Raw genomic sequence first — 25,596 nt, 5'->3', positions numbered from 1 at the left:
GAACGCGGGTATACGGAAACAAGAGTGTGGGTCGTGCTCCTCGCTGCAGCGGTCCCCCTGTGGCAGGGCCGTGCGGAAGCACAATCGTCAATTCTGCCACATCGGCGACCCGACGGGCGACCGCGGCCTCAGCCGGCGGGCGCCGCATCCGTCTGGGCCGCATCCGCCGGCGGCTCGTCCCAGCGCGTCTCGGGCGTGCTGCACGTGCCCCGGAAGACGTACTGCGACGGCAGCTTGCGTTCGTGGCTCGTCCAGTCGATCGCGGGCCGCTTGTCCGACTCGGGCAGGTAGCCGAGCCGGTAGACGGCCATGAGCTCGAGCTCGTCGGGCACCTCGAGCAGGCGCACGATCTCGTCCCAGCGACCGGGCACCTCCATGGGGAAGGAGATGAACTGGATGCCCATGCCGAGCATCGTCGTCGTGAGCCACACGTTCTCCATCGCGGCGCCCATCGAGAACACCGAGTAGAACGACGACAGCTCCCCCGGCCGGTACTCGGAGCGGTCGAGCATGACCCCGAGCAGGAGGGGCGCGCCCGCGACGAGCTTGCGGTTCTCCTCGCCGAGCAGCTGCGGCACGCGCATCGTGTTCATGAGCTTCTGCCCGCGCTTCGTGAACACCTGGCTCGTGAAGGGCCGCAGCGGCGCGGGGAGCTTGTCGAACAGCATCCCGCTGCGCTTCTCGGCCATCTCCTCCTTGCTGAACCGGAAGTACGGCTTGTAGCGCTCGAAGAAGGTGCCGTTCGACATCGCCTCGGTCATCGACTCGCCGCTGATGCGCGCGATCGTCTCGATCGTCTCGCGCTCCTCGACGAGCACGAAGCGCCACGGCTGGCTGTTGAGCTGGGAGGGCGCGCGGCTCGCGACCTCCATGAGCAGCCGCTGGTGCTCCTCGGAGACGGGCCGTGGGTCGAGCGGTCCGTTCGTCGTCTTGCGGCGGCGCACCACGTCCAGGAAGTCCATCAGGCTCCTCTCCTCGGGCGGGCTCGGCGCCCGCCCCTCGTCTTCCGGGGCGCGGGGCGCGCCACGAGGGCGAGCGCCGCGGCGATGAACGGCCCCACGGAGGCCGCGAGCGCCGGATGCCGCCATCCGCGGGTGCCCGCGTACGGGATCGCGGCGAGCGGCACGAGCGCGGGCGCGAGCACGGTGCCGCGCGCGCCCCGCTCGGCGACGAGCGCGACCGTCGCGGCGGTCGTCGTGCCGGCGGTGGAGATGTAGAGCGCGTGGTGCACCCAGCGCGCGCGGCCTGTGCGAAGCCGGCCGGTGGCCACGCCGAGCCCGAGCGTGCAGCTCGCGACGTAGGAGCACGCGGCGGCGATCGTGAGCGCGCGCGCGATCATGCCTCGCCCATCCCGCGCAGGAGCAGCAGGCGGAACGGCTCCGCGGGCTCGACCCGCCATCCGCCCGGGGCGACGGCCCGCAGCTCGTCGGCCGTGTAGCTGCGCCGGATCGAGAGCCGCCCGTCGTCGTAGAGGAACGACCGCGAGGCGATGGGCCGCGTCGCGATCGTGTAGAGCGCGAGCGCCGCGCGGGAGCGGCGGATGTCGTTGTGCAGCGCGCGCGGAGCGAGCGCCTCGCTGTCGGCGAGGAAGCCCGGCAGCTCGTCGTCGAGGTGGTGCAGCACGTGGTTCGAGACGGCGAGGTCGAAGCGCTCGCCGCGCGCGACGAGCTCGGAGGTCGACTCGGCGAGCAGCACGACATCCGGATCGGGGGTGCGGGATGCGAAGTCGTGCGCGCGCGGGTCGGGGTCGGTCGCCGTGACCTCGAGCCGCACGCCGTCGCGCCGCGCCCACCCGGCGAGCGCACGTGCGACGTCGCCGCCGCCCGAGCCGATGTCGAGCAGCCGGAAGGGACGCTCGGCCGAGAGCAGCGGACGGATGCGGCGCCGGTAGATACCGCCCCAGCCCGCGAGCGCGCGGTTGACGACGCGGAACTGCCGGTAGGTGTTCTCGAGCAGCCGCAGGTCGCACGCGGGGTCGTCCATCCACTCGCGCGCCTCCGTCTCGCGCTCGCGGAGGGCCGTCATGCGGCCTCCCCGTCTGCGCGGGAAGGGGGCTCGACGCGCAGCCGCGCCGCCTCGAGCGTGAGGCCCGGTCCGAACGCCATCGCGCACACCGAGCCGTCCGACTGCTCGGCGAGCAGCCGTCGCAGCACGAAGAGCACCGTCGGGCTCGACATGTTGCCGTGGTCGGCGAGCACGCCGCGCGAGTGCCGCATCGCGGCATCCGGCAGCTCGAGGGCGTCCTGCACGTGGTCGACGATGCTGCGGCCGCCGGGGTGCACGGCCCAGCCGCCCACGGCATCCGCCCCCTCGGGCACGAGCGGCGCGATCGCCTCGCGGATGCTGCGGCCGATGATGCCGGGCACCCTGCTCGAGAGGCGCATGAGGAAGCCGCCGTCGCCGATCGTCCAGCGCATCTCGTCGATGGAGTCGGGCAGCACACCCGTGAGGAAGCCCTCGATCGCGAGCGACCGCCTCGTCGCGGGCCGCGCGGCGACGACCGCCGCGGCGGCGCCGTCGGCGAAGAGCGACATCGCCACGATCTGCTCGGGGTCGTCGGTGGCCTTGAGGTGGAGCGTGCAGAGCTCGACGCACACGATGAGCACGACCGCATCCGGATCGGCACGGCAGATCGCGTCGGCCGTGCGCAGCGCGGGGAACGCGGCCGAGCATCCCATGAAGCCCACATGCAGGCGCGCGGTGCCCGTGCGGAGGCCGAGCTCCTGCACGAGCGCGAGGTCGGGGCCGGGCGAGACGAAGCCCGTGCACGACGCCGTCACGACATGGGTGACCTCCGAGGGGTCGACGCCCGCGGCCGCGAGCGCACGCCCGCCGGCCTCGACCGCGAGCGGGGCGGCGTGACGCGCGTAGAGGGCGTTGCGCTCCCCCGTCGACGCGGGGCGGATGCGGCCTCCCTCCTCGAGCAGCTCGTCGTCGCCTCCCGTGACGAGAGACTCGACGACCGTCGCGCGGGTGTCGATGCCCGAGGAGTCGAAGGCAGTCGCGATGAGACGGGAGCCGAGGCGCGAGAGCCCCGGCTGGGCGAGCAGCACGTCGCGGGCGCGCTCCTGGGAGAGGACGGCGGGCGGTGTCGCCGTCTCGATCGCCAGGATGCGCGCCGTCACGAAGCGCGGCCGTCCGGGGCGGGCGGGGTCACGTCTTTCGACGTCACCACGATGACCTCTCCGATGTCGACCGACTGCGGCTGCTGCGGCGGGCGCGGCGGCTGCGGCGGGCGCGGCTGCTGCGGCGGCGGCACGGATGCGCGCGCGCCCGCGAGGGTCGCGTCGATGTCGTCCATGGCCGCCTTGAGCCGCCGCCTGCTCTCGGTGACGAGCTCCCACGCCGCGAACCAGAAGGCGCCGAGCACGAGCAGCACGGCGGCAGCGACGATCGCCGGATGCGCGACGAAGCCCGCCGCGAGCAGCACGAGCCACAGCGCGCCGAGCACGACGGCATCCCACAGCGACACGGCACGCTCCTGCCGCACGCCCGGGCGCCACACGATGAGCCCCCCGATGACGAGAAGCGCGAAGAAGAGGATGGGGCTCACGACGAGGTAGCCGAGGAAGCTCCAGCCGATGCCGTCGAGCAGGACGCCGCGCGTGACGAGCACCCACACGGGGAGCGCGACCGCGAGCGGGAAGAGCAGGCGGTAGACGACGCGGCGGACGACCATCTGCCAAGGCTACGCTCGAAAGGTGATTGAACTCCGGACGCCCGCTGAGATCGAGCAGATGAGACCCGCCGGCCGCTTCGTGGCGAGCGTGCTCGAGGCGACGCGCGACGCCGCCGACGTCGGGGTCAACCTGCTCGACCTCGACGCCCTCGCGCACGAGATGATCCGCAAGGCGGGCGCGGAGTCCTGCTACATCGACTACCACCCGAGCTTCGGCGCCTCCCCGTTCGGCAAGGTCATCTGCACCTCGGTCAATGACGCCGTGCTGCACGGCCTCCCGCACGACTACCGCCTGCGCGACGGCGACCTGCTCTCGCTCGACTTCGCGGCATCCGTCGACGGCTGGGTGTGCGACTCGGCGCTCTCGATCGTCGTCGGCGAGCCCGACCCGGCCGACCTCGAGCTCATCGCCACGACCGAGCGCGCGCTCGACGCCGCGATCGCCGCCGCGACGGTCGGCCACCGCATCGGCGACATCTCGGCGGCGATCGGCGACGTCGCCGAGGCCGCGGGTCTGCCCGTCAACCTCGACTTCGGCGGGCACGGCGTCGGCCGCACGATGCACGGCGACCCGCACGTGCCGAACGACGGCCGCCGCAAGCGCGGCCTGCCTCTGCGCGACGGCCTCGTGCTCGCGCTCGAGCCGTGGTTCATGCGCGGTACCGACGAGATCTACACCGACCGCGACGGCTGGACGCTGCGTTCGCGCGACGGCTCCCGCGGCGCCCACGCCGAGCACACCGTCGCGATCACGGCTGATGGCCCGATCGTGCTCACGGCGCGCTCGAGCTGACCCCGCATCCGTCTCCTCCCGCGGCAGGCGAGCGTTCGGGAGGATGACGCGCCGTGCACACCCCGAGGCCGGGGCCGCTGCGGCGCGCCATCCTCCCGAACGGGCTGCGCTGCCCGGTGCTCAGGCCTCCGCTGCGACGGATGCGACGGCCGGCGCGGGCGCGGGAGCCGCGGCGGGGCGCCGGGTGCGCACGGCCCGGGAGGTGCTGCCGCCGAGCGCCGCATCCTTCGACCGGGCGCGGTAGGTCAGGTAGAGCGGGATGCCCACGAACGCGAGCCCGCCGATGAGGTTGCCGACGATCGTCGGGATCTCGTTCCAGAGCAGGTAGTCGAGGAGCGTGAAGTCGGCGCCGAGCAGCAGGCCCGACGGGAACAGGAACATGTTCACGATCGAGTGCTCGAAGCCCATGTAGAAGAACAGCATGATCGGCAGCCACATCGCGACGAGCTTGCCGAGCAGGTTGTCGGACATCATCGACGCGACGACGCCCGTCGACACCATCCAGTTGCACAGGATGCCGCGCACGATGAGCGTGACCATGCCCGCGGCGCCGTGCTCGGCGTAGCCGACGGTGCGTCCGTGCCCGATCTCGCCGATCGCCTGACCCACCGCAGACGGCTCCGCCGAGAACCCGTAGGTGAAGTAGATCGCCATGAGCACGGCGACCGTGAACGCCCCCAGGAAGTTGCCGAGGAACACGAGACCCCAGTTGCGCAGCATCCCGCGCACCCGGATGCCGGGGCGCCGATCGAGCACGGCGAGCGGCCCGAGCGTGAAGACGCCCGTCAGAAGGTCGTAGCCGAGCAGGTAGAGCAGCACGAAGCCGACCGGGAAGAGCAGCGCGCCGAGGAGCGGCTCGCCCGTCTGCACCGACACCGTGACGGCGAAGCCCGCGGCGAGCGTGAGGAGCGCGGCCCCCATGTAGGCGCGGATGAGCGTGTCGCGGGTCGAGAGCTTGATCTTGTACTCGCCCGCATCGATCATGCGGGTGACGAGTTCGGCCGGCTTGACGTAAGACATGGGACCTCCGGGGGAACGGGGCGGACACGTGTGAAGCGTGTTCCCCAGCATGGAGGCGGGATGTTTCGGGCGGCGGCGCGCGCTGTTGCGACCGTCGAACGATTCGGTCACATGGCCGACGCCGCCGAGTGAGGTCGGGACGCTGCGCGGTGCGCGCTACTCGGCGGAGTGCTCGCCGAGCAGCTCGGGACGGTTGCGGCGCGTGCGCTCGAGCTGCTGCTCGTGACGCCACGCGTTGATCGCGGCGTGGTTGCCCGAGAGCAGCACGGGCGGCGTCGCGAGGCCGCGCCACTCGGCGGGCTTCGTGTAGCTCGGGTACTCGAGCAGGCCGTCCTCGTGGCTCTCCTCGACGAGCGACTCGGGGTTGCCGACGACGCCCGGCACGAGCCGTCCGGCGGCCTCGATCATCGCCATCACGGCGACCTCTCCCCCGTTGAGCACGTAGTCGCCGAGGCTCAGCTCGCGCACCTCGGCGACCTCGGGCCGCGTCGCGGTGTGCTCGACGACGCGCTGGTCGATGCCCTCGTAGCGACCGCAGCAGAACACGAGGTGCGGGGCCACGGCGAGCTCGCGCGCGATCGGCTGGCGGAAGAGGCGGCCGGCGGGCGTCGGGAACACGACCACGGCATCCGTCGCCCCCTCGAGGATCGTGTCGAGCGCCTCGCCCCACGGCTCGGGCTTCATGACCATGCCCGCGCCGCCGCCCGCGGGGGTGTCGTCGACCGTGCGGTGCCGATCGTGCGTGAAGTCGCGCAGATCGTGCACGCGCACGTCGATGAGGCCGCTCGTGCGGGCCTTGCCGAGCAGGGAGACGTCGAGCACCGAGAAGAACTCGGGGAAGATCGTGACGACGTCGATACGCACCCGTCGAGCGTAGCCGGGCCGCGGGTCAGGCGGATGCGCGGGTCGCCGCCGCGTCGGCGTAGCGATCGAGCACGATATCGACGAGCTCGGTCGGCACGCGGGCGCCGGATGCGAGCAGCGGCGCGCTCGTGACGTCGCCGCCCGCCGCGACGGCGAGGTCGGCGAAGTAGCCGGGCGCGAGCAGGTAGCTCGCGACGACGACGCGGCAGTACGGATGCGCGGCGCGCGTCGCGGCGACGGCATCGGCGAGGCGCGGGCTCGCGGCGGAGATGTAGCCGACCGTGACATGGCGGCGGAGGAGGTCGCCGAGGCGGAGCGCCGTCTCGGCGCAGTCGGCGACCGCGCGCGCATCGCTCGAGCCGGCGGCCGCGAGCACGACGGCGTCGTCCGGACGCAGCCCCGACTCTGCGAGGCGGCGGCCGAGGAGCGTCACGAGCCGGTCGTCGGGGCCGAGTGCGCCCGCGACCGTCACGCCGTCGAACGCCGCGGCATCTTGCGCGAGGTCGACGTGCACGTGGTACCCGGCGGAGAGCAGGAGCGGCACGACGACCGCCTGCGCGCCCGCGGGGAGCCCGCCGAGCACGGTCGGCACATCCGGCTGCTGCACGTCGACGAAGCCGCCCGCGACCGCGACGCCGGGGCTCGCATCCGTCACGGCGTCGACGAGCGCGGAGACCGCGGCGGCGCCCGAGGGCGAGGACGTGCCGTGCGAGATCGCGAGGAGCGCGGGCGGTGCGAGCGTCGCCACGGCGGGCGTCACGCGGCGATCTCGATCTCGATCATGCCGCCGACGACGCGCGTGCGGTACGTCGAGAGCGCGAGCGAGGGGTCGTCGAGGCACGCGCCCGTCTGCAGGTCGTACACCTGCTTGAGCAGCGGCGAGGCGATCGTCGCACGCTCGCCGCGCGAGCCCACGATGCCGCGCGCCATGACGTACGCGCCCATGACGGGGTCGCGGTGGTCGACGGCGTACAGCTCGCCGGGCGCCGCGAGCACGAGAGCGATCTGGCGCCCCTCCACGAGCACCGCCTCGCCCCACTCCGGCTCGAGCGCGTCGGCCTCGCACACCGGGAACCAGCCGACGGCTGCCGGCTCGGCGGTCGCGGTCTCGGTCGCGGTCGTGGTCGCGGTCGCGGTCGCGCTCGTGGGCGCCGTCGCGGCGGACGCCGTGCGCTCGGGGATCGTGAGGGTCATGCCGTCCTCCTCGTGTCGCGAGTGTCGCGGATGCCGTCGACGCTAGGCCGCGCGTGTTACGCCCGCCGTGTCCTCCCCGTTTCGCTCCTGTGACGCTGTGCTCACACCTGCGCGGTCGACGCGTGCGGCAGATGTGAGGTGTCTGTTACATGAGCGAAACGGCAGGGCAACCCCCCGTTCCTAGCCTCGGAGCATCGACGAGAGGCAGCACATGACGCAATCCACTGCACCACGCCGCGTCGTCGTGATCGGAGCAGGCCCCGCCGCGCACCGCCTCGCCGACGCGATCCGCACCCGCGATACCGAGGACCGCATCCGCCTCACCGTCATCGGCGAGGAGGAGCACCTCCCCTACGACCGCGTCGCCCTCAGCCGCCGCTTCCTCGGCGGCGACGACCTCACCCTCGACGCGAGCGTGTGGGACCACGAGGCGATCACCCTCATCCGGGGCGAGCGCGCCGTGGCCCTCGACCGCGTCGCGCGAACGGTCACGACGGATGCGGGCCGCATGCTCTCCTACGACGACGTCGTGTTCGCGACCGGCTCCCGCGCGCCCGTGCCCGACATCCCGGGCGCCGAGCACGCCCGCGTCTACCGCACGATCGCCGACGTCGAGGACCTCGCGGCCGAGGTGAAGCTGCTCGCGGCCGTGCTCGGTCGCCCGCCCCGCACGGTCGTCGCGGGCGGCGGGCTGCTGGGCCTCGAGGCGGCGGGCGGGCTCGCCGAGCTCGGCGCCGACTCGGCGATCGTGCACTCGGGCGGCTGGCTCATGTCGGCGCAGCTCGACGAGGGCGCCGGGCAGTCGCTCGGCCGGCTCATCGGCGCACGCGGCATCGCGATGCACCTCGGCACGCGGCCGCGCGAGATCCTCGAGACCGAGGGCGCCGTCACGGCCGTCAAGCTCACGAACGGGCAGACGATCCCCGCCGACCTCATCGTCTTCGCGATCGGCATCTCGGCGCGGGACGAGGTCGCCGCGGCCGCCGCGATCGAGATCGCGCCGCGCGGCGGCATCGTCGTCGACGAGGAGTGCCGCGCATCCGACCCCCGCGTCTGGGCGATCGGCGAGGTCGCGAGCGTGCAGGGCCGCTGCGTCGGCCTCGTCGCCCCCGCGAACGCGATGGCCGAGGTCGTGGCCGACCGGCTGCTCGGCGGCGACGCGACCTTCACGACGATCGACGACGCCACGAAGCTCAAGCTCGCGGGCGTCGAGGTCGCGAGCTTCGGCGACGCGATGGGCGCCACTCCGGGCGCTCTCGAGATCGTCTACGCGGACCCCGCCCGCGGGCTCTACCAGAAGGTCGTCGTGTCGGATGACGCGCGCACCCTGCTCGGCGGCGTCTTCGTGGGCGACGCGGCGCCCTATCTCACGCTGCGCCCCATGCTCGGGCGCGAGCTCGGGTCCGAACCCGCGGCGTACCTCACGGCATCCGGCGCGGAGCCCGCGGGCGCCGACGAGCTGCCCGACGACGCCCTGCTGTGCTCGTGCAACAACGTCTCCGTCGGCGCCGTGCGCACGGCCGTCCACGGCACCGACGACGCCGGCCCGTGCCGCACGGTTCCCGAGCTCAAGGCGTGCACGCGCGCCGGGCTGCAGTGCGGCTCGTGCGTTCCGCTCGTCAAGAAGATCCTCGAGCAGGAGCTCGCGAAGGCGGGGCTCACCGTCTCGCACGCACTGTGCGAGCACTTCGGGCAGAGCCGGCAGGAGCTCTTCGAGCTCATCCGCGTGCTCGGCATCACCTCGTGGGAAGACACCCTCGCGCGCTTCGGCACCGGCCGCGGGTGCGACATCTGCAAGCCCGCCGTCGCATCCATCCTCGCGAGCCAGCACGACGCCTACGTGCTCGACGACGGTCGCGGGTCGCTGCAGGACACCAACGACCGCGCGCTCGCCAACATGCAGCGCGACGGCACCTACTCGGTCGTGCCCCGCATCCCGGGCGGCGAGATCACGCCCGAGAAGCTCGGCGTGATCGCACGCGTCGCGACCGAGTTCGGGCTCTACACGAAGATCACGGGCGGGCAGCGCATCGACATGTTCGGCGCGCGGCTCGACCAGCTGCCCGACATCTGGGCGCAGCTCGTCGAGGCCGGGTTCGAGTCGGGCCAGGCGTACGGCAAGGCGCTGCGCAACGTCAAGAGCTGCGTCGGCTCGACATGGTGCCGCTTCGGCGTGCAGGACTCGGTGGGCATGGCCGTGCGGCTCGAGCTGCGCTACCGGGGGCTGCGGGCGCCGCACAAGTTCAAGTTCGGGGTGTCCGGATGCGCGCGCGAGTGCGCCGAGGCGCGCGGCAAGGACGTCGGCGTCATCGCGACCGACGCCGGCTGGAACCTCTACGTCGGCGGCAACGGCGGCTTCCAGCCGACCCACGCGCAGCTGCTCGCGAGCGACCTCGACGACGAGACCCTCATCCGTTACATCGACCGCTACCTCATGTACTACATCCGCACGGCCGACCGGCTGCAGCGCACCGCCCGCTGGATGGAGGAGATCGACGGCGGGCTCGACCACGTGCGCGCGGTCGTCGTCGAGGACTCGCTCGGCCTCGCCGCCGAGCTCGAGTCGGCGATGGCGCGGCACATCGAGAACTACGAGGACGAGTGGGCCGCGACGCTGCGCGACCCCGAGCGCCTCGCGCGGTTCCGCAGCTTCGTGAACGCGCCGGGCGACGCGGCGCCGGGCATCCCGCGCGTCGTCGAGCGCGGGCAGGCGCGGCCCGCGACGGCCGCCGAGCTGCGCGACGGGCGCGTCGTGCTCGCGGGAGCGCGCATCCCGGTGCGCGACGCGACGGGAGAGGGGCACGACGATGACTGAGCGGATGGGGCGGGTCACCCTCGTCGGCGGCGGACCGGGCGCGCGCGAGCTGCTGACCCTCGGCGCCGTCGACGCCCTGCGCACGGCCGACGTCGTGCTCTTCGACCGGCTCGCGCCCTACGAGGTGCTCGCCGAGTTCTGCCCCGCCGCCGTGCACATCGACGTCGGCAAGCAGCCCGGCCACCACGCGGTGCCGCAGGAGGAGATCGAGGCGATGCTCGTGCGCCACGCGCTCGCGGGCGCGCACGTCGTGCGGTTCAAGGGCGGCGACCCGTACATCTTCGGCCGCGGCGGCGAGGAGGTGCTCGCGTGCCGACGCGCGGGCGTGCCCGTCGAGGTCATCCCGGGCGTCACGAGCTCCGTCGCCGTGCCCGCCGCCGCCGGGATCCCGCTCACGCACCGCGGCATCAGCCACGCATTCACCGTCATCTCCGGGCATGCGCCGCTCACCGCATCCGAGTACGAGCACCTCGCCGGGCTCGACGGCACGATCGTCGTGCTCATGGGCGTCAACGCGCTTCCCGCGCTCGCGCCGGGGCTCGTGCGGGCCGGGATGCCGGCCACGACCCCCGCGGCCGTCATCGAGCGCGGGCACCGCACGGGCCAGCGCACGACGCTCGCGCCGCTCGCGGAGCTGCCCGAGGCGGCATCCGTCGCGGGCGTGCGCTCGCCCGCCGTCATCGTCATCGGCGAGGTCGTGCGGCTCGCTGCGGGCGGCGACGCCGAGGCGGAGGCCGCTCTGCGGCGCGCGGGCGAGGCGGTGGCCGCGCCGTGACGAACGCGATGCTCGACGACGCCGTGCCCGGATTCCGCCCCGACCAGCTCGAGGGGTTCCGCATCGGCGTCACGAGCGAGCGCCGCGCCGCCGACCTCATCGACGCCCTCGAGCGGCGCGGGGCGCAGGTCATGCACGCGCCGACCCTGCGCATGGAGAACGCGCGCGACGACGCCCAGGTGATCGCCGACACGCACGCCATCATCGACGCCCGGCCGGATGTCGTGCTCGCGACGACCGCGTTCGGCATCCGCCGCTGGCTCGAGGTCGCGGATGCCGGGGGCGTCGGCGACGAGCTCATCGACACGATGGGCGCGGCCCGCATCCTCGTGCGCGGACCCAAGGCGCGCGGCGGTGTGCGGGCGGCCGGGCTCGACGACTCGGGCATGAGCGAGGAGGAGACGACGGCGTCGCTCGTCGACAAGGTGCTCGCGGAGTTCCCGCCGGGGCTCACGATCGCCGTGCAGGCGCACGGCTACCTCGACGCCGCCCACCTGAAGCCGCTGCGCGCGGCCGGACACCGCGTGCTGCTCGTGGCGCCGTACCGCTGGCGGTCGCTCGACGACAGCGACGAGCGCATCCCGCGGCTCATCGAGGCGATCTGCCAGCGGCAGCTCGACTGCGTGACCTTCACGAGCGCGCCCGCGGTCGATGCGCTCTACGCGGCATCCGAGGGGCTCGGGGCGTACGACGAGCTCGTCGCGGCGTTCCGGCGCGGTGTGGTCGCGGCGGCGGTCGGGCCCGTGACGGCGGCGCCGCTGCAGGCGGCCGGCATCCAGCCGCTGCAGCCGGAGCGGTTCCGCATGGGCGCGCTCATCCGGCTCGTGTGCGAGCGGTTGCCCGAGCTGCGGGTCGCGCGCGTGCGCACGGCCCACGGCGACGTCGTCGTGCGCGGCACGATCGTCGAGCTCGACGGGCGCCGCATCCCGCTCACCCCGACGCCGCTCGCGCTCCTGCGCACCCTGCTGGATGCGGAGGGCGCGGTCGTCTCGCGCGAGCAGCTGCTGCGCTCCGTCGGCACGGCCGACGAGCACGCGCTCGAGATGGCGCTCAGCCGCCTGCGGCGCAGCCTCGGGGCGCCCATCATCGCGACCGTCGTCAAGCGCGGCTACCGCGTCGACGTCGCCGCCTGACGCCGACCGCTGGTCGAGTGCGCCGCGAAGCGGCGTGTATCGAGACCCGACGAACGTATGACGCCGGGCGGGTTTCGATACGCCGGCTCCGCCGGCTACTCAACCAGCGGGGGGGCGGTTCGGCCGCCTACTGCACCGGCAGCCCTATTCACCGCTGGTCGAGTGCGCCGCGAAGCGGCGTGTATCGAGACCCGACGAACGTATGACGCCGGGCGGGTTTCGATACGCCGGCTCCGCCGGCTACTCAACCAGCGGGTGAGGCGGGCCGCCGACTACTCAACCAGCGGGTGAGGCGGCACCGGCAGCCCCACTCACCGCTGGTCGAGTGCGCCGCGAAGCGGCGTGTATCGAGACCCGACGAACGTATGACGCCGGTGGGGTTTCGATACGCCGGCTCCGCCGGCTACTCAACCAGCGGGGGGGGGAGGCGGCTCGGCCGGCTACTCAACCAGCGGGGGGGGAAGGCGGCTGCGCCGGCTACTCAACCAGCGGGGGGACGCGGCTGCGCCGGCTACTCAGCGCGGCGAGGCGGCTCCGGCGTCTCGTCCGCGAGGTCCTCGAAGAGGCCCGCGGGCGGGGTGAGCGTCACGGTGCCCGCCTCGACGTCGACCGCCGGCACGATGGCCGACACGAACGGCACGAGCACTTCGCGATCGCCCGCCTTGATGACGAGCAGGTCCTGCGCGGGCAGGTGGTCGACGCGCATGACCCGGCCGACCTCGACGCCGTCGCGCAGCGCGCGGAGGCCGACGAGCTGGTGGTCGTACCACGCGTCGGGCTCATCGTCGGCGGCGACGTCCGCGTCGATCCAGAGGATCGCCTTCACGAGCGACTCGGCCACCGTGCGGTCGTCGACGCCCACGAAGAAGGCGACCGGATGCCCGTTGTACCAGCGCAGCTCGGTGAGCTCGAGGGTCTTGCCGTGCCACGGCGAGGACGTCGGCACCTGCAGCGAGAACGTTGCCCCGGGCACGAAGCGCTTCGCGGGGTCGTCGGTGTAGAGCTCGAGCTTGAGGGCGCCCTTGAGTCCGTGCGCCTTCAGCAGCCGCCCGACGCGCAGCTGGGTGGTGCCGGGACGCTTCGCCCCGCTCACGCCGCGTCGGTGTCGACGACGTCGACGCGCACGCGGCGGCCGTCGGCGAGCGCCGTCACGAGGGTGCGGAGGGCCTTAGCGGTGCGTCCCGAGCGGCCGATGACGCGGCCGAGGTCCTCGGGGTGCACACGCACCTCGAGGACCTCGCCGCGCGGGGTGCTTGACGAATCCACCTGCACGTCGTCCGGGTGATCCACGATCCCCTTCACGAGGTGCTCGAGGGCGGATGCGAGCACGGGTTACTCCTTGTCGGCGTCGGCGTCGGCCGGGGCCTCGGCCTCGGTGGCCTCCGAGCCGGCGGCCTCGTCGACCGCGGCCTCGGCCTCGGTGACGACGTCGTCCTCGGCGGCGGGGGTCTCCTCGGCCTTGGCGGGCTTCTCCGCCTTGGGCTTGAGCACCGGCTTCTTCTTCTCGTCGGCGACGAAGGCGACGGGCGCCTCCTTCGTCTTGACCGTGCTCGTGGCGTTCTTGTCGCCCTTGAACTTGCCCCAGTCGCCGGTCAGCTTGAGGATCGCGAGCACCTGCTCGGTCGGCTGGGCGCCGACGGAGAGCCAGTACTGGGCGCGGTCCGAGTCGACCTCGATGAACGAGGGCTCCTCGGTGGGGTGGTACTTGCCGATCTCCTCGATGACGCGACCGTCGCGCTTGGTGCGCGAGTCGGCGACGACGATGCGGTAGTACGGGGCACGGATCTTGCCGAGCCGCTTGAGGCGGATCTTGACAGCCACAATTCTCCTGAAAACGTGTGTATGCGGGGTCGAACTGCTCCCGTGCGCGTGGGGGCACACTCGGCAGAAAGCTCTGATGAGGGGGTCCGTCGCGCCTGATAGAGGGTCGGGCGGCGCGGACCCAACGTCCTATTCTGGCACGTCCCCGGATGCGGTGCCACTCGCCCGGCGCGTCAGGCCTCCGCGTCGACGTCGGCGGCCGTCACCGCGACACCGTCGGCGGGTCCCGAGGCGACCTTCGCGGGGGCCGAACGCCGCCGCGAGAGGCCGACGCCCGTGAGGCACAGCACGCCCCCGAGCACGGCGAGCAGGGCGGGCACCTCGCCCAGCACGAGCCATCCGGCGAGGAGCGCGAGCGGCGGCACGACGTAGGTCGAGATGCCGAGCTGCCCCGCGGGCACGCGCGCGAGGGCGTAGCCCCACGTCGTGAAGGCGAGGGCCGTCGGCACGACGCCGAGGTAGATCATGCCGATCCACCCGAGGGCGGACGCCTGCGAGGTCTCGGCCACGAGCTGCCCCGCGAACGGGACGCATGCGACCATGCCGATCGCGCATCCGAGGAACGTCACCTGCACGGAGGGGATGCGCCGCACGATGGGCTTCTGGGCGAGCACGCCGATCGCGTAGGTGACGGCGGAGGCGAGCGCCCACAGCACGCCCGCGAGGTCGACGCGGCCGCCGCCGAAGACGCTCGTGGAGAGCCCGATGAGCACGACGCCGGCGAACGCGACGGCCGTGCCGATGACGAGCCACTTGGGCACGCCCTCGCCGAGCATGATGCCCGCGCCGAGCGCGATGAGGATGGGCCCGATGCCGACGATCATGGCGGTCGTGCCGGCGTCGAGCGTGTGCTCGGCGATGTTGAGCGTCACGTTGTAGGCGCCGAACCATGCGACGCCGTAGACGAGCAGGAGCGCCCACTCGCGCCCCGTCGGGCGGATCCAGCTGCGCTGCACGATGAGCAGCACGCCGAGCGCGAGGGTGCCCACGACGAGCCGGCCGAGCGCGAGCGCCCCTCCCCCGATCTCGGGCGCGACGCCGCGGATGACGATGAACGCGCTCGCCCACGCGAGGATCGTGAACCCGATCGCGGCGAGCACGGCGGGGCTGAGCCGTGCGGATGCGGTGGTCGATGTGGTGGTGGACACCTCTCTCACGCTACGCGCGGCATCCGACATCCGATAGCCGCACAACGGACACCTCGCAAGCGGTTCCCGCCAGCACGGACCGGATGCCAGACTCGCGGCATGCAGGTCGAGTTCGCGTCGTCGCAGCGCAGCACCGTCGGCATCGAGTGGGAGCTCATGCTCGTCGACCCGGCGACGGGCGACCTCGTGGGCCGCGGCCCGCAGATCATCGAGGAACTCGGCACCGACGACGACCCCTCGACGCGCTTCACGGCGACCGCCGAGCTGCTCACCAACACCGTCGAGCTCACGAGCGGCGTCGGCCGCGACGTCGCGGAGGCGGTGGCCGACATCTCCGACGCGATCGCCGCCGTGCGGGCCGTGAGCGAGCCGCTCGGCGTCGAGCTCATGTGCGCCGGCAGCCACCCCTTCGCGCAGTGGTACGACCAGGCGGTGACCGACAAGACGCGCTACCACACGCTCATCGACCGCACCCAGTGGTGGGGTCGCAACATGATGATCTGGGGCGTGCACGTGCACGTGGGCGTCGAGGACGTGCGCAAGGTCATGCCCCTCATCCGCGCCCTCTCGAGCTACCTCCCGCACCTGCAGGCGCTCAGCGCGTCGAGCCCGTTCTGGGCGGGCGAGCGCACCGGCTACGCGTCGAACCGCGCGCTCGTGTTCCAGCAGCTGCCGACCGCGGGGCTCCCCTGGCCGCTCGACACCTGGGCCGACTACGAGGGCTACCTCGACGACATGGTGCGCACGGGCATCATGGAGGACGCGACCGAGGTGCGGTGGGACATCCGTCCGGCACCCCGCTGGGGCACGATCGAGGTGCGTGCGTGCGACGGCATCTCGAACCTCGCCGAGCTCGCCTCGATGGCGGCGCTCACCCAGTGCCTCGTCGAGTTCTTCTCGCGCGAGATGGACGCCGGTCGTGCCCTCCCGGCCCTGCAGCCCTGGTACCACCGCGAGAACAAGTGGCGCGCCGCCCGCTACGGCCTCGACGCCGAGCTCATCGTCGACCGCACGGGCCTCGAGCGACCCGTCGTCGCGCACCTCGAGGAGACCCTCGACGACCTCCAGCCGATCGCCGCGGAGCTCGGATGCCGTGCCGAGCTCGACGGGATCCGCAGGACCCTCGCGTCGGGAGCGAGCTACCAGCGGCAGCTGCGTGTGGCGGATGACGCGGGCGGCGACCTGCGCGCGGTCGCGGCCCACCTCATCCGCGAGTTCCGCACCTCGTTCTAGCGGCGAGGTATCAGCGGGGCGCGCATCCGCTCTTCCTTTCCGACGGTCCCGAGCGGGGCCGGTTGGGAGAAGAGACCATGTGGGACCCCGAGCACTTCCCCGGCGCCGACAACGTGCCGTGGGAGCTCCTCATCCGTGCGCGTTTCGTGCGCGAGCTCGACGCGGTCGTCGCGTCGCGCATCACGCGCGCCCTCGCCGAGGTGCTGCCGGCGAAGTCGGTGGCGCGCTTCGCGCAGGTCGCGACCGCCGCCGCCGCGAAGTCCGCGTTCGACGAGGTCGACGGCGAGACGACGAAGCGGGCGCTCGTCGCGTTCACCGAGTTCGACGACTGGTGCGGCACCGGCCGCTGGCGCTGGCCGTTCCCGTGGCCGCGCCCGAACTGGGACGAGCTGCTGCGTGAGGCGCTCCGCAACGAGTTCGTCGACCCGCTCGCCGTCGCGACGATCGACCGCGCGCGCACGTTCCTGGAGGGCGCGGGCTCGCCCGACTTCCAGAAGCAGCTCGGGGCGGCCCTCGACGACGTCGCGGGCTCGTTCCGCGGCTGACGGACGGACCCGACGGCACGGACTCGGCGGATGCGGGGCGGCCTCGCGCTCCGCATCCGCCGCGCGTGTGCGGGTCCCGCGCGCGTCAGCCCGCGCGCTCGTCGCGCCAGCGCAGGAGGGCCCGCAGCGCCGTGTCGTCGAGCTCGGGCGGCGTGATCGCGAGAATGAACGTCGTGAACCCGAGCTCGACGAAGCGCTCGGCCGTCTCGGGATCGCCGACGCCGAGCCCCCGCACGCTCGTGCCGGTCGAGAACTCGATCTCCGAGACGTCACGGCCCACCGCGCGACAGTGCTCCGCGAGCACGCGCGTCTTGTGGGTGAGCGTCTCGACGTCGCCGAATGCGTGCCACATGTCGGCGTGCTCGGCGACGACGCGCAGCGTGCGACGCTCGCCTCCCCCGCCGATGAGGATCGGGACGTGCCGCGTCGGCGCGGGGTTGAGCCGTGCGAGCCGCTCGCGGATGCGCGGCACCGCGGCCTCGAATGCGCTGAGCCGCGAGCCCACCGTGCCGAACGGGTAGCCGTACTCGACGAAGTCCTTCTCGTTCCAGCCCGCGCCGAGGCCGAGGATGAACCGCCCCGTGCCGGTGTCGTGGGCCGAGATGTGGTCGATCGTGCGCGCCATGTCGGCCACGAGGTCGGGGTTGCGGAACGCCGTCGCCGAGACGAGGGGGCCGAACTCGACGCGGCTCGTCTGCTCGGCCATCGCGGCGAGCACCGTGAAAGCCTCGAAGTGCGCGCCATCGCGGTCGCCCGTGAGCGGGAAGAAGTGGTCCCAGCCCATGACGAGGTCGACGCCGAGGTCCTCCATGCGCCGCACGGCATCCCTCAGGACGGGGTACGACGCATGCTGGGGTGCGATCTGGACGCCGATGCGGATGGGGCGGTGCATGCCGCCCACGCTAACCGTCAGGAGTTCGCGTCGCGCCAGGCCACGAGGCGTTTGGCGGCATCCATGTCGTAGTCGGGGCCCGTGAGCCCGATCGTGAAGAGCGTCGCGCCGACCTCGACGAAGGCGTCGGCGGCGCGCTCGTCGCCACCGCGGCTCTCGACCGACACCTCGATCTCGCCCAGGTCGCGGCCCTCCGCCGCGCAGTGCTCTGCGAGGATGCCGAGCTTGCGCTGCAGCGTCTCGGGGCTGCCGAAGGAGTGCCAGATGTCGGCGTGGCGGGCCACGAGGCGCAGCGTCTTCTTCTCGCCGCCGCCCCCGATGAGGATCGGGATGTCGCGCACGGGCGCCGGGTTGAGCTTCGCCCAGCGCGCCTCGATGCGCGGCAGGGCCTCACCGAGCGCCGCGATGCGCGAACCGGGCGTGCCGAACTCGTAGCCGTACTCGTCGTAGTCGCGCTCGAACCAGCCGGCGCCCGTGCCGAAGATGAAGCGGCCGCCCGAGATGTGGTCGAGCGTGCGGGCCATGTCGGCCTGCAGGTCGGGGTTGCGGTACGAGTTGCAGTTCACGAGGGCGCCGAACTCGACGCGGCTCGTCTGCTCGGCGATCGCCCCGAGCATCGTCCACGACTCGAAGTGCTTGCCGTCGGGGTCTCCCGAGAGGGGGAAGAAGTGGTCCCAGTTGAAGACGACGTCGACGCCGAGGTCCTCGGCACGGCGCACGGCATCCCGGATCTGGGAGTAGTCGGCGTGCTGCGGGGCGAGCTGGACGGCGATGCGGATTGGGCGAGAGGTCATGCCTCCACGCTAGATCGCGCGCACCCGCGGGCGCTGGCGGCGGGAGAAACGACCTCGCGGCGGGAGGCGTTTCTCCCGCCGTCATGGCGCGGCTCCAGCCGCGCCATGGAACTCAGCGGCGGCCGAGGAGCTTCTGGAGGGCGGCGAGCTCCTCCTCGGTGGGGGCCTGCTTGGCCGCACCTCCGCCGAGGCCGAAGCCCGAGCCGCCGCCCGCGGTCGACCCGCCCGGCTTGATGCCCTGCGCGAGCGCGGCGTTCTCGGCCGCGCGCTTGGCCGGGTTGCCCGACTTCGAGCCCTTCTTCTTGCCCTTGCTGTTCGCCTTCTTGCCGCCGTGCATGCCGGGCATACCGGGCATGGGCCCCATTCCGGGAACCTGCGGCATCCCGCCCTTCGCGACGGTCTTCATCATCTTCGCGGCCTGCTCGAAGCGGGCGACGAGCTGGTTGACGTCGGTGACCGTGACACCCGCACCCTTCGCGATGCGGAGACGGCGCGAGCCGTTGAGGAGCTTCGTGTTCTGGCGCTCGGCGGGCGTCATCGACTGGATGATCGCCTCGGTGCGCGTGAGCTCGCGCTCGTCGAAGTTCTCGAGCTGGTCCTTCATGCCGCGGGCGCCGGGCAACATCCCGAGCATGCCCTTGAGCGAGCCCATCTTCTTGAGCTGCTGCATCTGCTGCAGGAAGTCGTCGAGCGTGAAGGAGTCGGTGCGGAACTTCTCCGCGACCTTCGCGGCCTCCTCCTCGTCGAACGCGGCCTGCGCCTGCTCGACGAGGGTCAGGATGTCGCCGAGGTCGAGGATGCGGCTCGCCATGCGGTCGGGGTGGAAGGGCTCGAAGTCGTCGAGGCCCTCGCCCGTGGAGGCGAAGATGATGGGGCGGCCCGTGACGGATGCGACCGAGAGCGCGGCGCCACCGCGCGCGTCGCCGTCGAGCTTCGTGAGCACGACGCCCGTGAAGTCGACGCCCTCCTGGAAGGCCCGGGCCGTGTTGACGGCGTCCTGACCGATCATCGCGTCGATGACGAAGAGCACCTCGTCGGGCTCGACGGCCTTGCGGATGTTCGACGCCTGCTTCATGAGCTCGGCGTCGATGCCGAGGCGGCCGGCGGTGTCGACGATGACCGTGTCGTACTGCTTGCGCTCGGCCTCCTTGACGCCCTCCTTGGCGACCTTCACGGGGTCGCCGACGCCGTTGCCGGGCTCGGGCGCGAAGACGGGAACGCCCGCCTGCTCGCCCACGACCTGCAGCTGCGTGACGGCGTTGGGGCGCTGGAGGTCGGATGCGACGAGGAGCGGCGTGTGCCCCTCCTTCTTGAGCCACTTCGCGAGCTTGCCCGCGAGGGTCGTCTTGCCGGCGCCCTGGAGGCCCGCGAGCATGATGACGGTCGGCGGCTTCTTCGCGAACTCGAGGCGGCGCTGCTGCCCGCCGAGGATGCCGACGAGCTCGTCGTTGACGATCTGCACGACCTGCTGCGCCGGGTTGAGCGCCTTGTTGACCTCGTCGGAGAGGGCGCGCTCGCGCACCCGGCCCGTGAAGTCCTTGACGACCTCGAGCGCGACGTCGGCGTCGAGGAGGGCGCGCCGGATCTCGCGCACCGTGCCGTCGACGTCCGCGGGGCTGAGCTTGCCCTTGGTGCGGAGGTTGCGGAAGGTGTCGGTGAGCCGGTCGGAGAGCGTGCCGAAGGTTGCCATGACGGTCACATCCTACGTGGCGTGACCGGCCGGGCGGCGGTCTCGAGACGCGTCGCTTCGCGGCGCTCCTCGACCACCTCGCATTTCCCTCGCGCGGTAGCGTGCTGGCATGAGCGTCATCCTGCCCTTCGGCGGCCGCGAGCCGCGCATCGACGAGACCGCGTGGACCGCGCCGAACGCGACGGTCATCGGCGACGTCGTGCTGCATCCGGGCTCCTCCGTCTTCTACGGCGCGGTGCTGCGCGCCGACAGCGACACCATCACCCTCGGCGAGGGCTCCAACCTGCAGGACAACGTCGTCGTGCACGTCGACGCGGGCGTGCCGACGACGATCGGCTCGGGCGTCTCGGTCGGCCACGGGGCCGTCGTGCACGGCTGCACGGTCGAGGACGACTGCCTCATCGGCATGAACGCCACGGTGCTCAATCGCGCCGTCATCGGGCGCGAGTCGCTCGTCGCCGCGGGAGCCCTCGTGCTCGAGGGCACGGTCGTGCCGCCGCGCTCCCTCGTCGCGGGCGTGCCGGCGAAGGTGCGACGTGAGCTCACCGACGAGGAGGTCGCCGGCATCCGTCGCAACGCCGAGACGTACCGCGAGCTCTCGCGCAAGCACCGGGAGCTCGCGTGACGGATGCCCCCGCGCCCGAGCGGCGCGAGTTCCGTCCGTCGTGGCCCGCGTTCCACCGTCGGATGCTCGTGCGGCTCGTGTGGTTCGCTCCCCTGCTCGTGCTCACGCTGCTCATCGCGACGTGGCCGAGCCTCGGCGCGGGCGTCGTCGCGCTCGGCTCCGCGATGCTGCTCGGCGGCATCGGGATGCTCGTCTACTTCGCGCGCACCCGCGTCGTCGTCGAGGCGGGCGAGCTGCGCATCCGGGGCCCGCTGCGCACGCGCCGCTGGCCCGTGCACGCGATCGGCACGCTCGTCATGCTGCCGCTGCCCGGCACGCGCGATGCGACGCTCTACGGCGTCTCGCCCGCGCTCGAGCGCATGTTCGCACTCTCGGCGCAGACGTGGGAGCAGGAGACCCTCACCGAGCTCGTCGAGGCGATCGGCGCGCCCGTCGTGCGCGCGCCCGCGGGTCTCGCGGCCGTCGACATCAAGGAGCGCTTCCCCGGCACGATCGGCTGGACGACGACCCACCCGTGGGCGCTCGTGCTGCTCGTCGTGGGCGGCACGGTGCTCGCGACGCTCGTCGTGTCGGTCGTCGTGGCGGCCGTCATGATCGCGACGGGCCAGGTGCCCCTGCCGACGCCCGCAGGCTAGGCGCCGTTCACTCCCCGCGGAGGCCCGCGAGCATCGCCGCCTGCACCTCGGGACGGATGGGGTAGCCCGCGCTGAACGACAGCCGCGTCACGAGGCCCGAGAACCGCTCGCGCAGCTGCGACGCGACCTCGGCGGGCGAGCCGACCGCCGAGAACGCTCGCAGCATGTCGTCGTCGACGAGCTCGGCCATCTGCGTCCACTCGCCGCGCTTCGACGCCGCGTGGAGCTTCTCGTGCACGTGTTCCCAGCCGTGCAACGCGAGCACGGGCAGGTACGCGGGCGTCGAGCCGTAGAAGGCGATCTGCGCCTTCGTGGCCTGGATCGCGGCGGCGAGCTCGGCATCCGTCTCCCCGACCGCGACGAACGCCGGGATGCTGATGCCGAGGGTCGAGGCGTCGCGCCCCGCGGATGCGGCACCCCGCTCGAGCGCGGGACGCGTCACCTCGCGCAGATAGCGCTCGGTCGTGAAGGTGTGCGCGAGCACGCCGTCGGCGACGGCGCCCGCCGTCTCGGTCATCTTCTCGCCGACGGCGGCGATCCAGATGGGCGGGGTGCCGAAGGGGTTCGGGCCCGGCGAGAAGAACGGCGTCATGAGGGTGTGACGGTAGTGCTCGCCCTCGAACGCGAGCCTCTCGCCCGTCTCCCACGACGACCAGATGGCACGCACGGCGGCGACGAACTCGCGCATCCGGGCGGCGGGCGCCGACCACGGCATCGAGAAGCGGTGCTCGATGTGCGGCTTGATCTGCGAGCCGAGGCCCAGGATGAAGCGACCCTCCGACACGAGCTGAAGGTCGTTGGCCGTCTCGGCGACCGTCATGGGGTTACGGGCGAACGCGACGGCGATGCCCGTCATGAGGCTCACGCGCTCGGTGCGCATGGCCGCGGCCGCGAGCGCGATGAACGGGTCGTGGCTCGTCTCCGCGGCGAAGATGCCGTCGTAGCCGGCGGCCTCGATGTCGGCCGCGCCGCCCGCGAAGGTGCGGGGGTCGGTGCCGGCGTCTCCGCCCGCGTCGATGAGGAAGGGGACAGTCGCGTCATCGCTCACGCCCCCATCCTGCCCTGTCCCCGCCCGTCGGCCGTCATGGCGCGGCTGGAGCCGCGACGCGGCGGCGGGAGAAACGCCTCCCGCCGCGGTGTCGTAGCTCCCGCTGCGCCTTAGCCGACAAGGCGGACCACCGCAACGCCCTTGTCGCTCAGCCCGGGTCACGCGAGCCTCGACAGGGTCGAGAGGAGCGCCCGTGACCGTCGTCGGATTCCACGCCTCGCATGAGCAGGCCCCGCCGTCCGAGCTGCTGGAGGCCGTGCAGCGCGCCGAGGAGGTCGGCTTCGACGCCGCCATGTGCTCGGACCACTGGGCGCCGTGGAGCGAACGGCAGGGGCACTCGGGCTACTCGTGGAGCTGGCTCGGCGCCGCGCTCGCGACGACGCGCCTGCCGTTCGGCGTCGTGACCGCGCCAGGCCAGCGCGCGCATCCGGCGATCGTCGCGCAGGCGATCGCGACCCTCGGCGAGCTGTTCCCCGGCCGGTTCTGGGCGGCGCTCGGCAGCGGCGAGAACGTCAACGAGCACATCACGGGCGACCCGTGGCCCGACAAGCCGTTCCGCGACGCGCGCCTCGACGAGAGCGCCGACATCATCCGGCGCCTGCTCGGCGGCGAGACCGTCGACGCCGACGGCACGGTGCGCGTGCACGAGGCGCGCCTCTGGAGCGTGCCCGAGGTCGCCCCGCGACTGTTCGGCGCGGCGATCGGGCCGCAGACCGCCGCACGCCTCGCGGGCTGGGCGGACGGGCTCATCACGGCCGTGCAGGAGCCGGATGCGCTGCGAGCCGTCATCGCCGCGTACCGCGACGCGGGCGGACGCGGGCCCGTCGCCCTGCAGGTGCACTACAGCTGGGCCGAGACCGACGACGAGGCGCTCGCGATCGCGCACGACCAGTGGCGCCACGGCATCCTCACCCCGCCCGCGCTGTGGGACATCGCGACGCCCGAGGAGTTCGACCGCCGCAGCGACCACGCCGCCCCCGACGACACCGCCGGGCACGTCTTCGTGTCATCCGACCCCGAGGCGCACCTCGAGCGGCTGCTGTCGCTCGCCGAGCTCGGCTTCGACGAGCTCTACCTGCACCACGTCGGGCGCGCGCAGGAGCCCATGCTCACCGTGTTCGGTCGCGAGGTGCTGCCCGCGCTCAAGGAGGGCCGATGAAGATCACCGACACGAGCGACCTGTGGTGGAAGACCGCCGTCGTCTACTGCCTCGACGTCGAGACGTACATGGACTGGAACGGCGACGGATGCGGCGACTTCGAGGGCCTCGCCCACCGCATCGACCACCTCGCCGACCTCGGCGTGACGTGCCTGTGGCTCATGCCGTTCTACCCGACGCCCGGACGCGACGACGGCTACGACATCACCGACTACCTCGCCGTCGATCCGCGCATCGGCGACCTCGGGCGGTTCGTCGAGTTCGTGCGCATGGCGAAGGACCGCGGCATGCGCGTCATCATCGACCTCGTCGTCAACCACACCTCGGACAAGCACCCCTGGTTCCGCGAAGCCCGCAGGAGCCGCGACTCGGCCTACCACGACTATTACGTGTGGGTCGACGAGAAGCCGAAGTCGGAGCCCGCCAACGTGTTCCCCGGCGAGGAGACGAGCGTGTGGGAGTACGAGGAGAAGGTCGACCGCTACTACCTGCATTCGTTCTACCGGCATCAGCCCGACCTCAACATCGGGAACCCGCGCGTGCGCGACGAGCTCGCGCGCGTCATGGGGTTCTGGCTCGAGCTGGGGGTGTCGGGGTTCCGGGTCGACGCGGTGCCGTTCTTCCTCGCTGGCGTCGGAGGCGACCCGCACCAGCACCTGCGCGACCTGCGACGGTTCCTGCAGCGACGCGCGAGCGACGCCGTGCTGCTCGGCGAGGTGAACCTCACGTACGACGAGCAGTTGAAGTTCTTCGGCGGCGGCGACGGCGCCTCGCAGCTGACGATGCAGTTCGACTTCATGGGCATGCAGTCGCTCTACCTCTCGCTCGCGCGGCACGACGCCACCCCGCTCGCCGAGATGCTCGCCACGCGCCCCGCGCTGCCAGTCGAGACCCAGTGGGCGAACTTCGTGCGCAACCACGACGAGCTCACGCTCGACAAGCTGAGCGACGAGGAGCGCGAGGAGGTGTTCGAGGCGTTCGCCCCCGAGGAGCGGATGCGTGTGTACGGTCGCGGGATCGTGCGCCGGCTTCCGACGATGCTCGACGGGGACCCCCGCCGCATCCGCATGGTCTACAGCCTCATGTTCTCGCTGCCCGGTACGCCCGTGCTGTTCTACGGCGAGGAGATCGGCATGGCCGAGAACCTCGACATCGAGGGACGCAAGTCGGTGCGCACGCCCATGCAGTGGTCGAGCGAGAAGAACGGCGGGTTCTCCTCGGCGCCGCGGTCGCGGCTGTGCTCGGCGCCGCCCGAGGGCGGCTACGCGCCCGAGCACGTCAACGTCATCTCGCAGCGCCACGACCCCGACTCGCTGCTCGCGCACATCCGGCTGCTCATCACGCGCTACCGCTCGTCGTCGGAGATCGGCTGGGGTGAGCTCGAGCTGCTCGAGCACGACGTGCCCTCGGTGCTCGCGCACTCGGTGCGCTCCGACACGGGGCGCATGATCGCGCTGCATAACCTGGCACCGGAGGCCGCGACGGTGTCGATCACGGTGAAGGGCGAGCCCGACGACTCCGTGCTCTCGGACCTGCTGCGCGAGGGGACGACGCCGCTCGGCGCGCGCGGCCGCGTCGAGGTGGAGCTCGAGCCGTACGGCTACCGCTGGATGCGCGTGCTGCGCCCCGGAGACCGCCGCCTCAGCTGACGTCCGTTCGTGGCGCGGCTGGAGCCGTGACCCGGCGGCGGGTGAAACAACTCCCGCCGTGGCGGCGTAGCTCCAGCTGCGCCT

27 protein-coding genes are annotated in these 25,596 nt (G+C 72.5%); 10 read left to right on the top strand and 17 right to left on the bottom strand.

Annotation, left to right across the window (positions count from 1 at the left end; all coding sequences use genetic code 11):
- Positions 1-128: 128 nt before the first annotated feature.
- From H4J02_RS04195 to H4J02_RS04175, 5 genes are read right to left on the bottom strand one after another with little or no spacing between them, the layout of a single operon-like run.
- Complete coding sequence (locus H4J02_RS04195; RefSeq protein ID WP_187675859.1) at positions 129-962, bottom strand: nitroreductase family protein; 834 nt, start codon at positions 960-962, stop codon at positions 129-131.
- Positions 962-1,339: a hypothetical protein gene (locus H4J02_RS04190; RefSeq protein ID WP_187675858.1), complete on the bottom strand. Its 378-nt coding sequence runs from the start codon at positions 1,337-1,339 to the stop codon at positions 962-964. The genes H4J02_RS04195 and H4J02_RS04190 overlap by 1 nt, the downstream gene beginning before the upstream one ends.
- Entirely contained in the window at positions 1,336-2,025 is a 690-nt protein-coding gene (locus tag H4J02_RS04185; protein ID WP_187675857.1) for a methyltransferase domain-containing protein, read from the bottom strand. Before H4J02_RS04185 ends, H4J02_RS04190 begins: the two co-directional genes overlap by 4 nt.
- Positions 2,022-3,125, bottom strand: a complete 1,104-nt coding sequence (locus H4J02_RS04180) for a type III polyketide synthase (RefSeq protein ID WP_187675856.1) — start codon at positions 3,123-3,125, stop codon at positions 2,022-2,024. The genes H4J02_RS04185 and H4J02_RS04180 overlap by 4 nt, the downstream gene beginning before the upstream one ends.
- The gene (locus H4J02_RS04175; RefSeq protein ID WP_187675855.1) at positions 3,122-3,679 is read right to left on the bottom strand and encodes a hypothetical protein; all 558 of its coding nucleotides are present in this window, start codon (positions 3,677-3,679) and stop codon (positions 3,122-3,124) included. Before H4J02_RS04175 ends, H4J02_RS04180 begins: the two co-directional genes overlap by 4 nt.
- A gap of 22 nt (positions 3,680-3,701) precedes the next feature.
- Here H4J02_RS04175 and map point away from each other — a divergent pair, with 22 nt between their 5' ends.
- Positions 3,702-4,472, top strand: a complete 771-nt coding sequence (map, locus tag H4J02_RS04170; RefSeq protein WP_187675854.1) for a type I methionyl aminopeptidase — start codon at positions 3,702-3,704, stop codon at positions 4,470-4,472.
- 120 nt (positions 4,473-4,592) lie between these two features.
- Here the strand turns inward: map and H4J02_RS04165 are convergent, their stop codons facing one another.
- From H4J02_RS04165 to nirD, 4 genes are all read right to left on the bottom strand, one after another.
- Positions 4,593-5,492, bottom strand: a complete 900-nt coding sequence (locus H4J02_RS04165; protein WP_187675853.1) for a formate/nitrite transporter family protein — start codon at positions 5,490-5,492, stop codon at positions 4,593-4,595.
- Positions 5,493-5,648: 156 nt separating this feature from the next.
- Positions 5,649-6,356: a tRNA (guanosine(37)-N1)-methyltransferase TrmD gene (gene trmD / locus H4J02_RS04160; protein ID WP_187675852.1), complete on the bottom strand. Its 708-nt coding sequence runs from the start codon at positions 6,354-6,356 to the stop codon at positions 5,649-5,651.
- Between the two features lie 25 nt (positions 6,357-6,381).
- The gene (locus H4J02_RS04155) at positions 6,382-7,116 is read right to left on the bottom strand and encodes a sirohydrochlorin chelatase (RefSeq protein WP_262406214.1); all 735 of its coding nucleotides are present in this window, start codon (positions 7,114-7,116) and stop codon (positions 6,382-6,384) included.
- The gene (nirD, locus tag H4J02_RS04150) at positions 7,113-7,550 is read right to left on the bottom strand and encodes a nitrite reductase small subunit NirD (protein ID WP_187675851.1); all 438 of its coding nucleotides are present in this window, start codon (positions 7,548-7,550) and stop codon (positions 7,113-7,115) included. Before nirD ends, H4J02_RS04155 begins: the two co-directional genes overlap by 4 nt.
- 211 nt (positions 7,551-7,761) lie before the next feature.
- Between nirD and nirB the strand changes: the two genes are divergently transcribed.
- The 3 genes from nirB to H4J02_RS04135 are packed head-to-tail and all read left to right on the top strand — an operon-like array spanning position 7,762 to position 12,273.
- A complete protein-coding gene (gene nirB, locus H4J02_RS04145; RefSeq protein ID WP_187675850.1) occupies positions 7,762-10,365 on the top strand; it encodes a nitrite reductase large subunit NirB in 2,604 nt (867 codons plus the stop codon).
- Entirely contained in the window at positions 10,358-11,140 is a 783-nt protein-coding gene (cobA, locus tag H4J02_RS04140) for a uroporphyrinogen-III C-methyltransferase (protein WP_187675849.1), read from the top strand. The genes nirB and cobA overlap by 8 nt, the downstream gene beginning before the upstream one ends.
- On the top strand, positions 11,137-12,273 hold the full coding sequence (locus tag H4J02_RS04135; RefSeq protein ID WP_262406213.1) for a uroporphyrinogen-III synthase: 1,137 nt from the start codon (positions 11,137-11,139) through the stop codon (positions 12,271-12,273). The genes cobA and H4J02_RS04135 overlap by 4 nt, the downstream gene beginning before the upstream one ends.
- Positions 12,274-12,784: 511 nt before the next feature.
- On the opposite strand, the gene rimM is transcribed toward H4J02_RS04135, so the two are convergent.
- The 4 genes from rimM to H4J02_RS04115 all read right to left on the bottom strand — a co-directional run bounded on the left by rimM (position 12,785) and on the right by H4J02_RS04115 (position 15,242).
- Positions 12,785-13,366: a ribosome maturation factor RimM gene (rimM, locus tag H4J02_RS04130; protein WP_187675848.1), complete on the bottom strand. Its 582-nt coding sequence runs from the start codon at positions 13,364-13,366 to the stop codon at positions 12,785-12,787.
- A complete protein-coding gene (locus tag H4J02_RS04125) occupies positions 13,363-13,602 on the bottom strand; it encodes an RNA-binding protein (protein WP_187675847.1) in 240 nt (79 codons plus the stop codon). Before H4J02_RS04125 ends, rimM begins: the two co-directional genes overlap by 4 nt.
- A 3-nt stretch (positions 13,603-13,605) precedes the next feature.
- The gene (gene rpsP, locus H4J02_RS04120) at positions 13,606-14,094 is read right to left on the bottom strand and encodes a 30S ribosomal protein S16 (protein ID WP_187675846.1); all 489 of its coding nucleotides are present in this window, start codon (positions 14,092-14,094) and stop codon (positions 13,606-13,608) included.
- Between the two features lie 173 nt (positions 14,095-14,267).
- Positions 14,268-15,242: a DMT family transporter gene (locus H4J02_RS04115; RefSeq protein ID WP_262406212.1), complete on the bottom strand. Its 975-nt coding sequence runs from the start codon at positions 15,240-15,242 to the stop codon at positions 14,268-14,270.
- A gap of 99 nt (positions 15,243-15,341) precedes the next feature.
- Between H4J02_RS04115 and H4J02_RS04110 the strand changes: the two genes are divergently transcribed.
- The gene (locus H4J02_RS04110; protein WP_187675844.1) at positions 15,342-16,475 is read left to right on the top strand and encodes a glutamate--cysteine ligase; all 1,134 of its coding nucleotides are present in this window, start codon (positions 15,342-15,344) and stop codon (positions 16,473-16,475) included.
- Positions 16,476-16,537: 62 nt separating this feature from the next.
- Positions 16,538-17,020, top strand: coding sequence for a hypothetical protein (locus H4J02_RS04105; protein ID WP_187675843.1), 483 nt, complete (start codon positions 16,538-16,540; stop codon positions 17,018-17,020).
- Between the two features lie 85 nt (positions 17,021-17,105).
- Here the strand turns inward: H4J02_RS04105 and H4J02_RS04100 are convergent, their stop codons facing one another.
- The 3 genes from H4J02_RS04100 to ffh all read right to left on the bottom strand — a co-directional run bounded on the left by H4J02_RS04100 (position 17,106) and on the right by ffh (position 20,396).
- A complete protein-coding gene (locus tag H4J02_RS04100) occupies positions 17,106-17,912 on the bottom strand; it encodes an LLM class F420-dependent oxidoreductase (RefSeq protein ID WP_187675842.1) in 807 nt (268 codons plus the stop codon).
- Between the two features lie 17 nt (positions 17,913-17,929).
- Positions 17,930-18,706 carry an LLM class F420-dependent oxidoreductase gene (locus H4J02_RS04095; RefSeq protein WP_187675841.1) on the bottom strand — a complete coding sequence of 259 codons (777 nt, stop codon included), beginning with the start codon at positions 18,704-18,706 and terminating at the stop codon, positions 17,930-17,932.
- A 112-nt stretch (positions 18,707-18,818) separates the two neighbouring features.
- Entirely contained in the window at positions 18,819-20,396 is a 1,578-nt protein-coding gene (ffh, locus tag H4J02_RS04090) for a signal recognition particle protein (RefSeq protein ID WP_187675840.1), read from the bottom strand.
- A gap of 109 nt (positions 20,397-20,505) precedes the next feature.
- On the opposite strand from ffh, the gene H4J02_RS04085 reads away from it, so the two are divergent.
- Together H4J02_RS04085 and H4J02_RS04080 are read left to right on the top strand one after the other, a co-directional pair.
- Positions 20,506-21,021 carry a gamma carbonic anhydrase family protein gene (locus tag H4J02_RS04085; protein WP_187675839.1) on the top strand — a complete coding sequence of 172 codons (516 nt, stop codon included), beginning with the start codon at positions 20,506-20,508 and terminating at the stop codon, positions 21,019-21,021.
- On the top strand, positions 21,018-21,656 hold the full coding sequence (locus H4J02_RS04080) for a hypothetical protein (protein ID WP_187675838.1): 639 nt from the start codon (positions 21,018-21,020) through the stop codon (positions 21,654-21,656). Before H4J02_RS04085 ends, H4J02_RS04080 begins: the two co-directional genes overlap by 4 nt.
- Positions 21,657-21,663: 7 nt before the next feature.
- Here the strand turns inward: H4J02_RS04080 and H4J02_RS04075 are convergent, their stop codons facing one another.
- Positions 21,664-22,704 (bottom strand): TIGR03617 family F420-dependent LLM class oxidoreductase, encoded by a 1,041-nt coding sequence (locus H4J02_RS04075; RefSeq protein ID WP_222942209.1) that lies wholly within the window; start codon positions 22,702-22,704, stop codon positions 21,664-21,666.
- A gap of 193 nt (positions 22,705-22,897) precedes the next feature.
- Between H4J02_RS04075 and H4J02_RS04070 the strand changes: the two genes are divergently transcribed.
- Complete coding sequence (locus H4J02_RS04070) at positions 22,898-23,863, top strand: TIGR03885 family FMN-dependent LLM class oxidoreductase (RefSeq protein ID WP_187675836.1); 966 nt, start codon at positions 22,898-22,900, stop codon at positions 23,861-23,863.
- On the top strand, positions 23,860-25,512 hold the full coding sequence (locus H4J02_RS04065) for an alpha-amylase family protein (protein ID WP_187675835.1): 1,653 nt from the start codon (positions 23,860-23,862) through the stop codon (positions 25,510-25,512). Before H4J02_RS04070 ends, H4J02_RS04065 begins: the two co-directional genes overlap by 4 nt.
- Positions 25,513-25,596 lie beyond the last annotated feature (84 nt).

It is taken from the genome of Protaetiibacter sp. SSC-01 (genome assembly GCF_014483895.1).
Lineage (GTDB): Bacteria > Actinomycetota > Actinomycetes > Actinomycetales > Microbacteriaceae > Homoserinibacter.
Note: the sequence above shows the minus strand (reverse complement) of the source record. Positions and strands in the feature narration are given on the sequence as shown.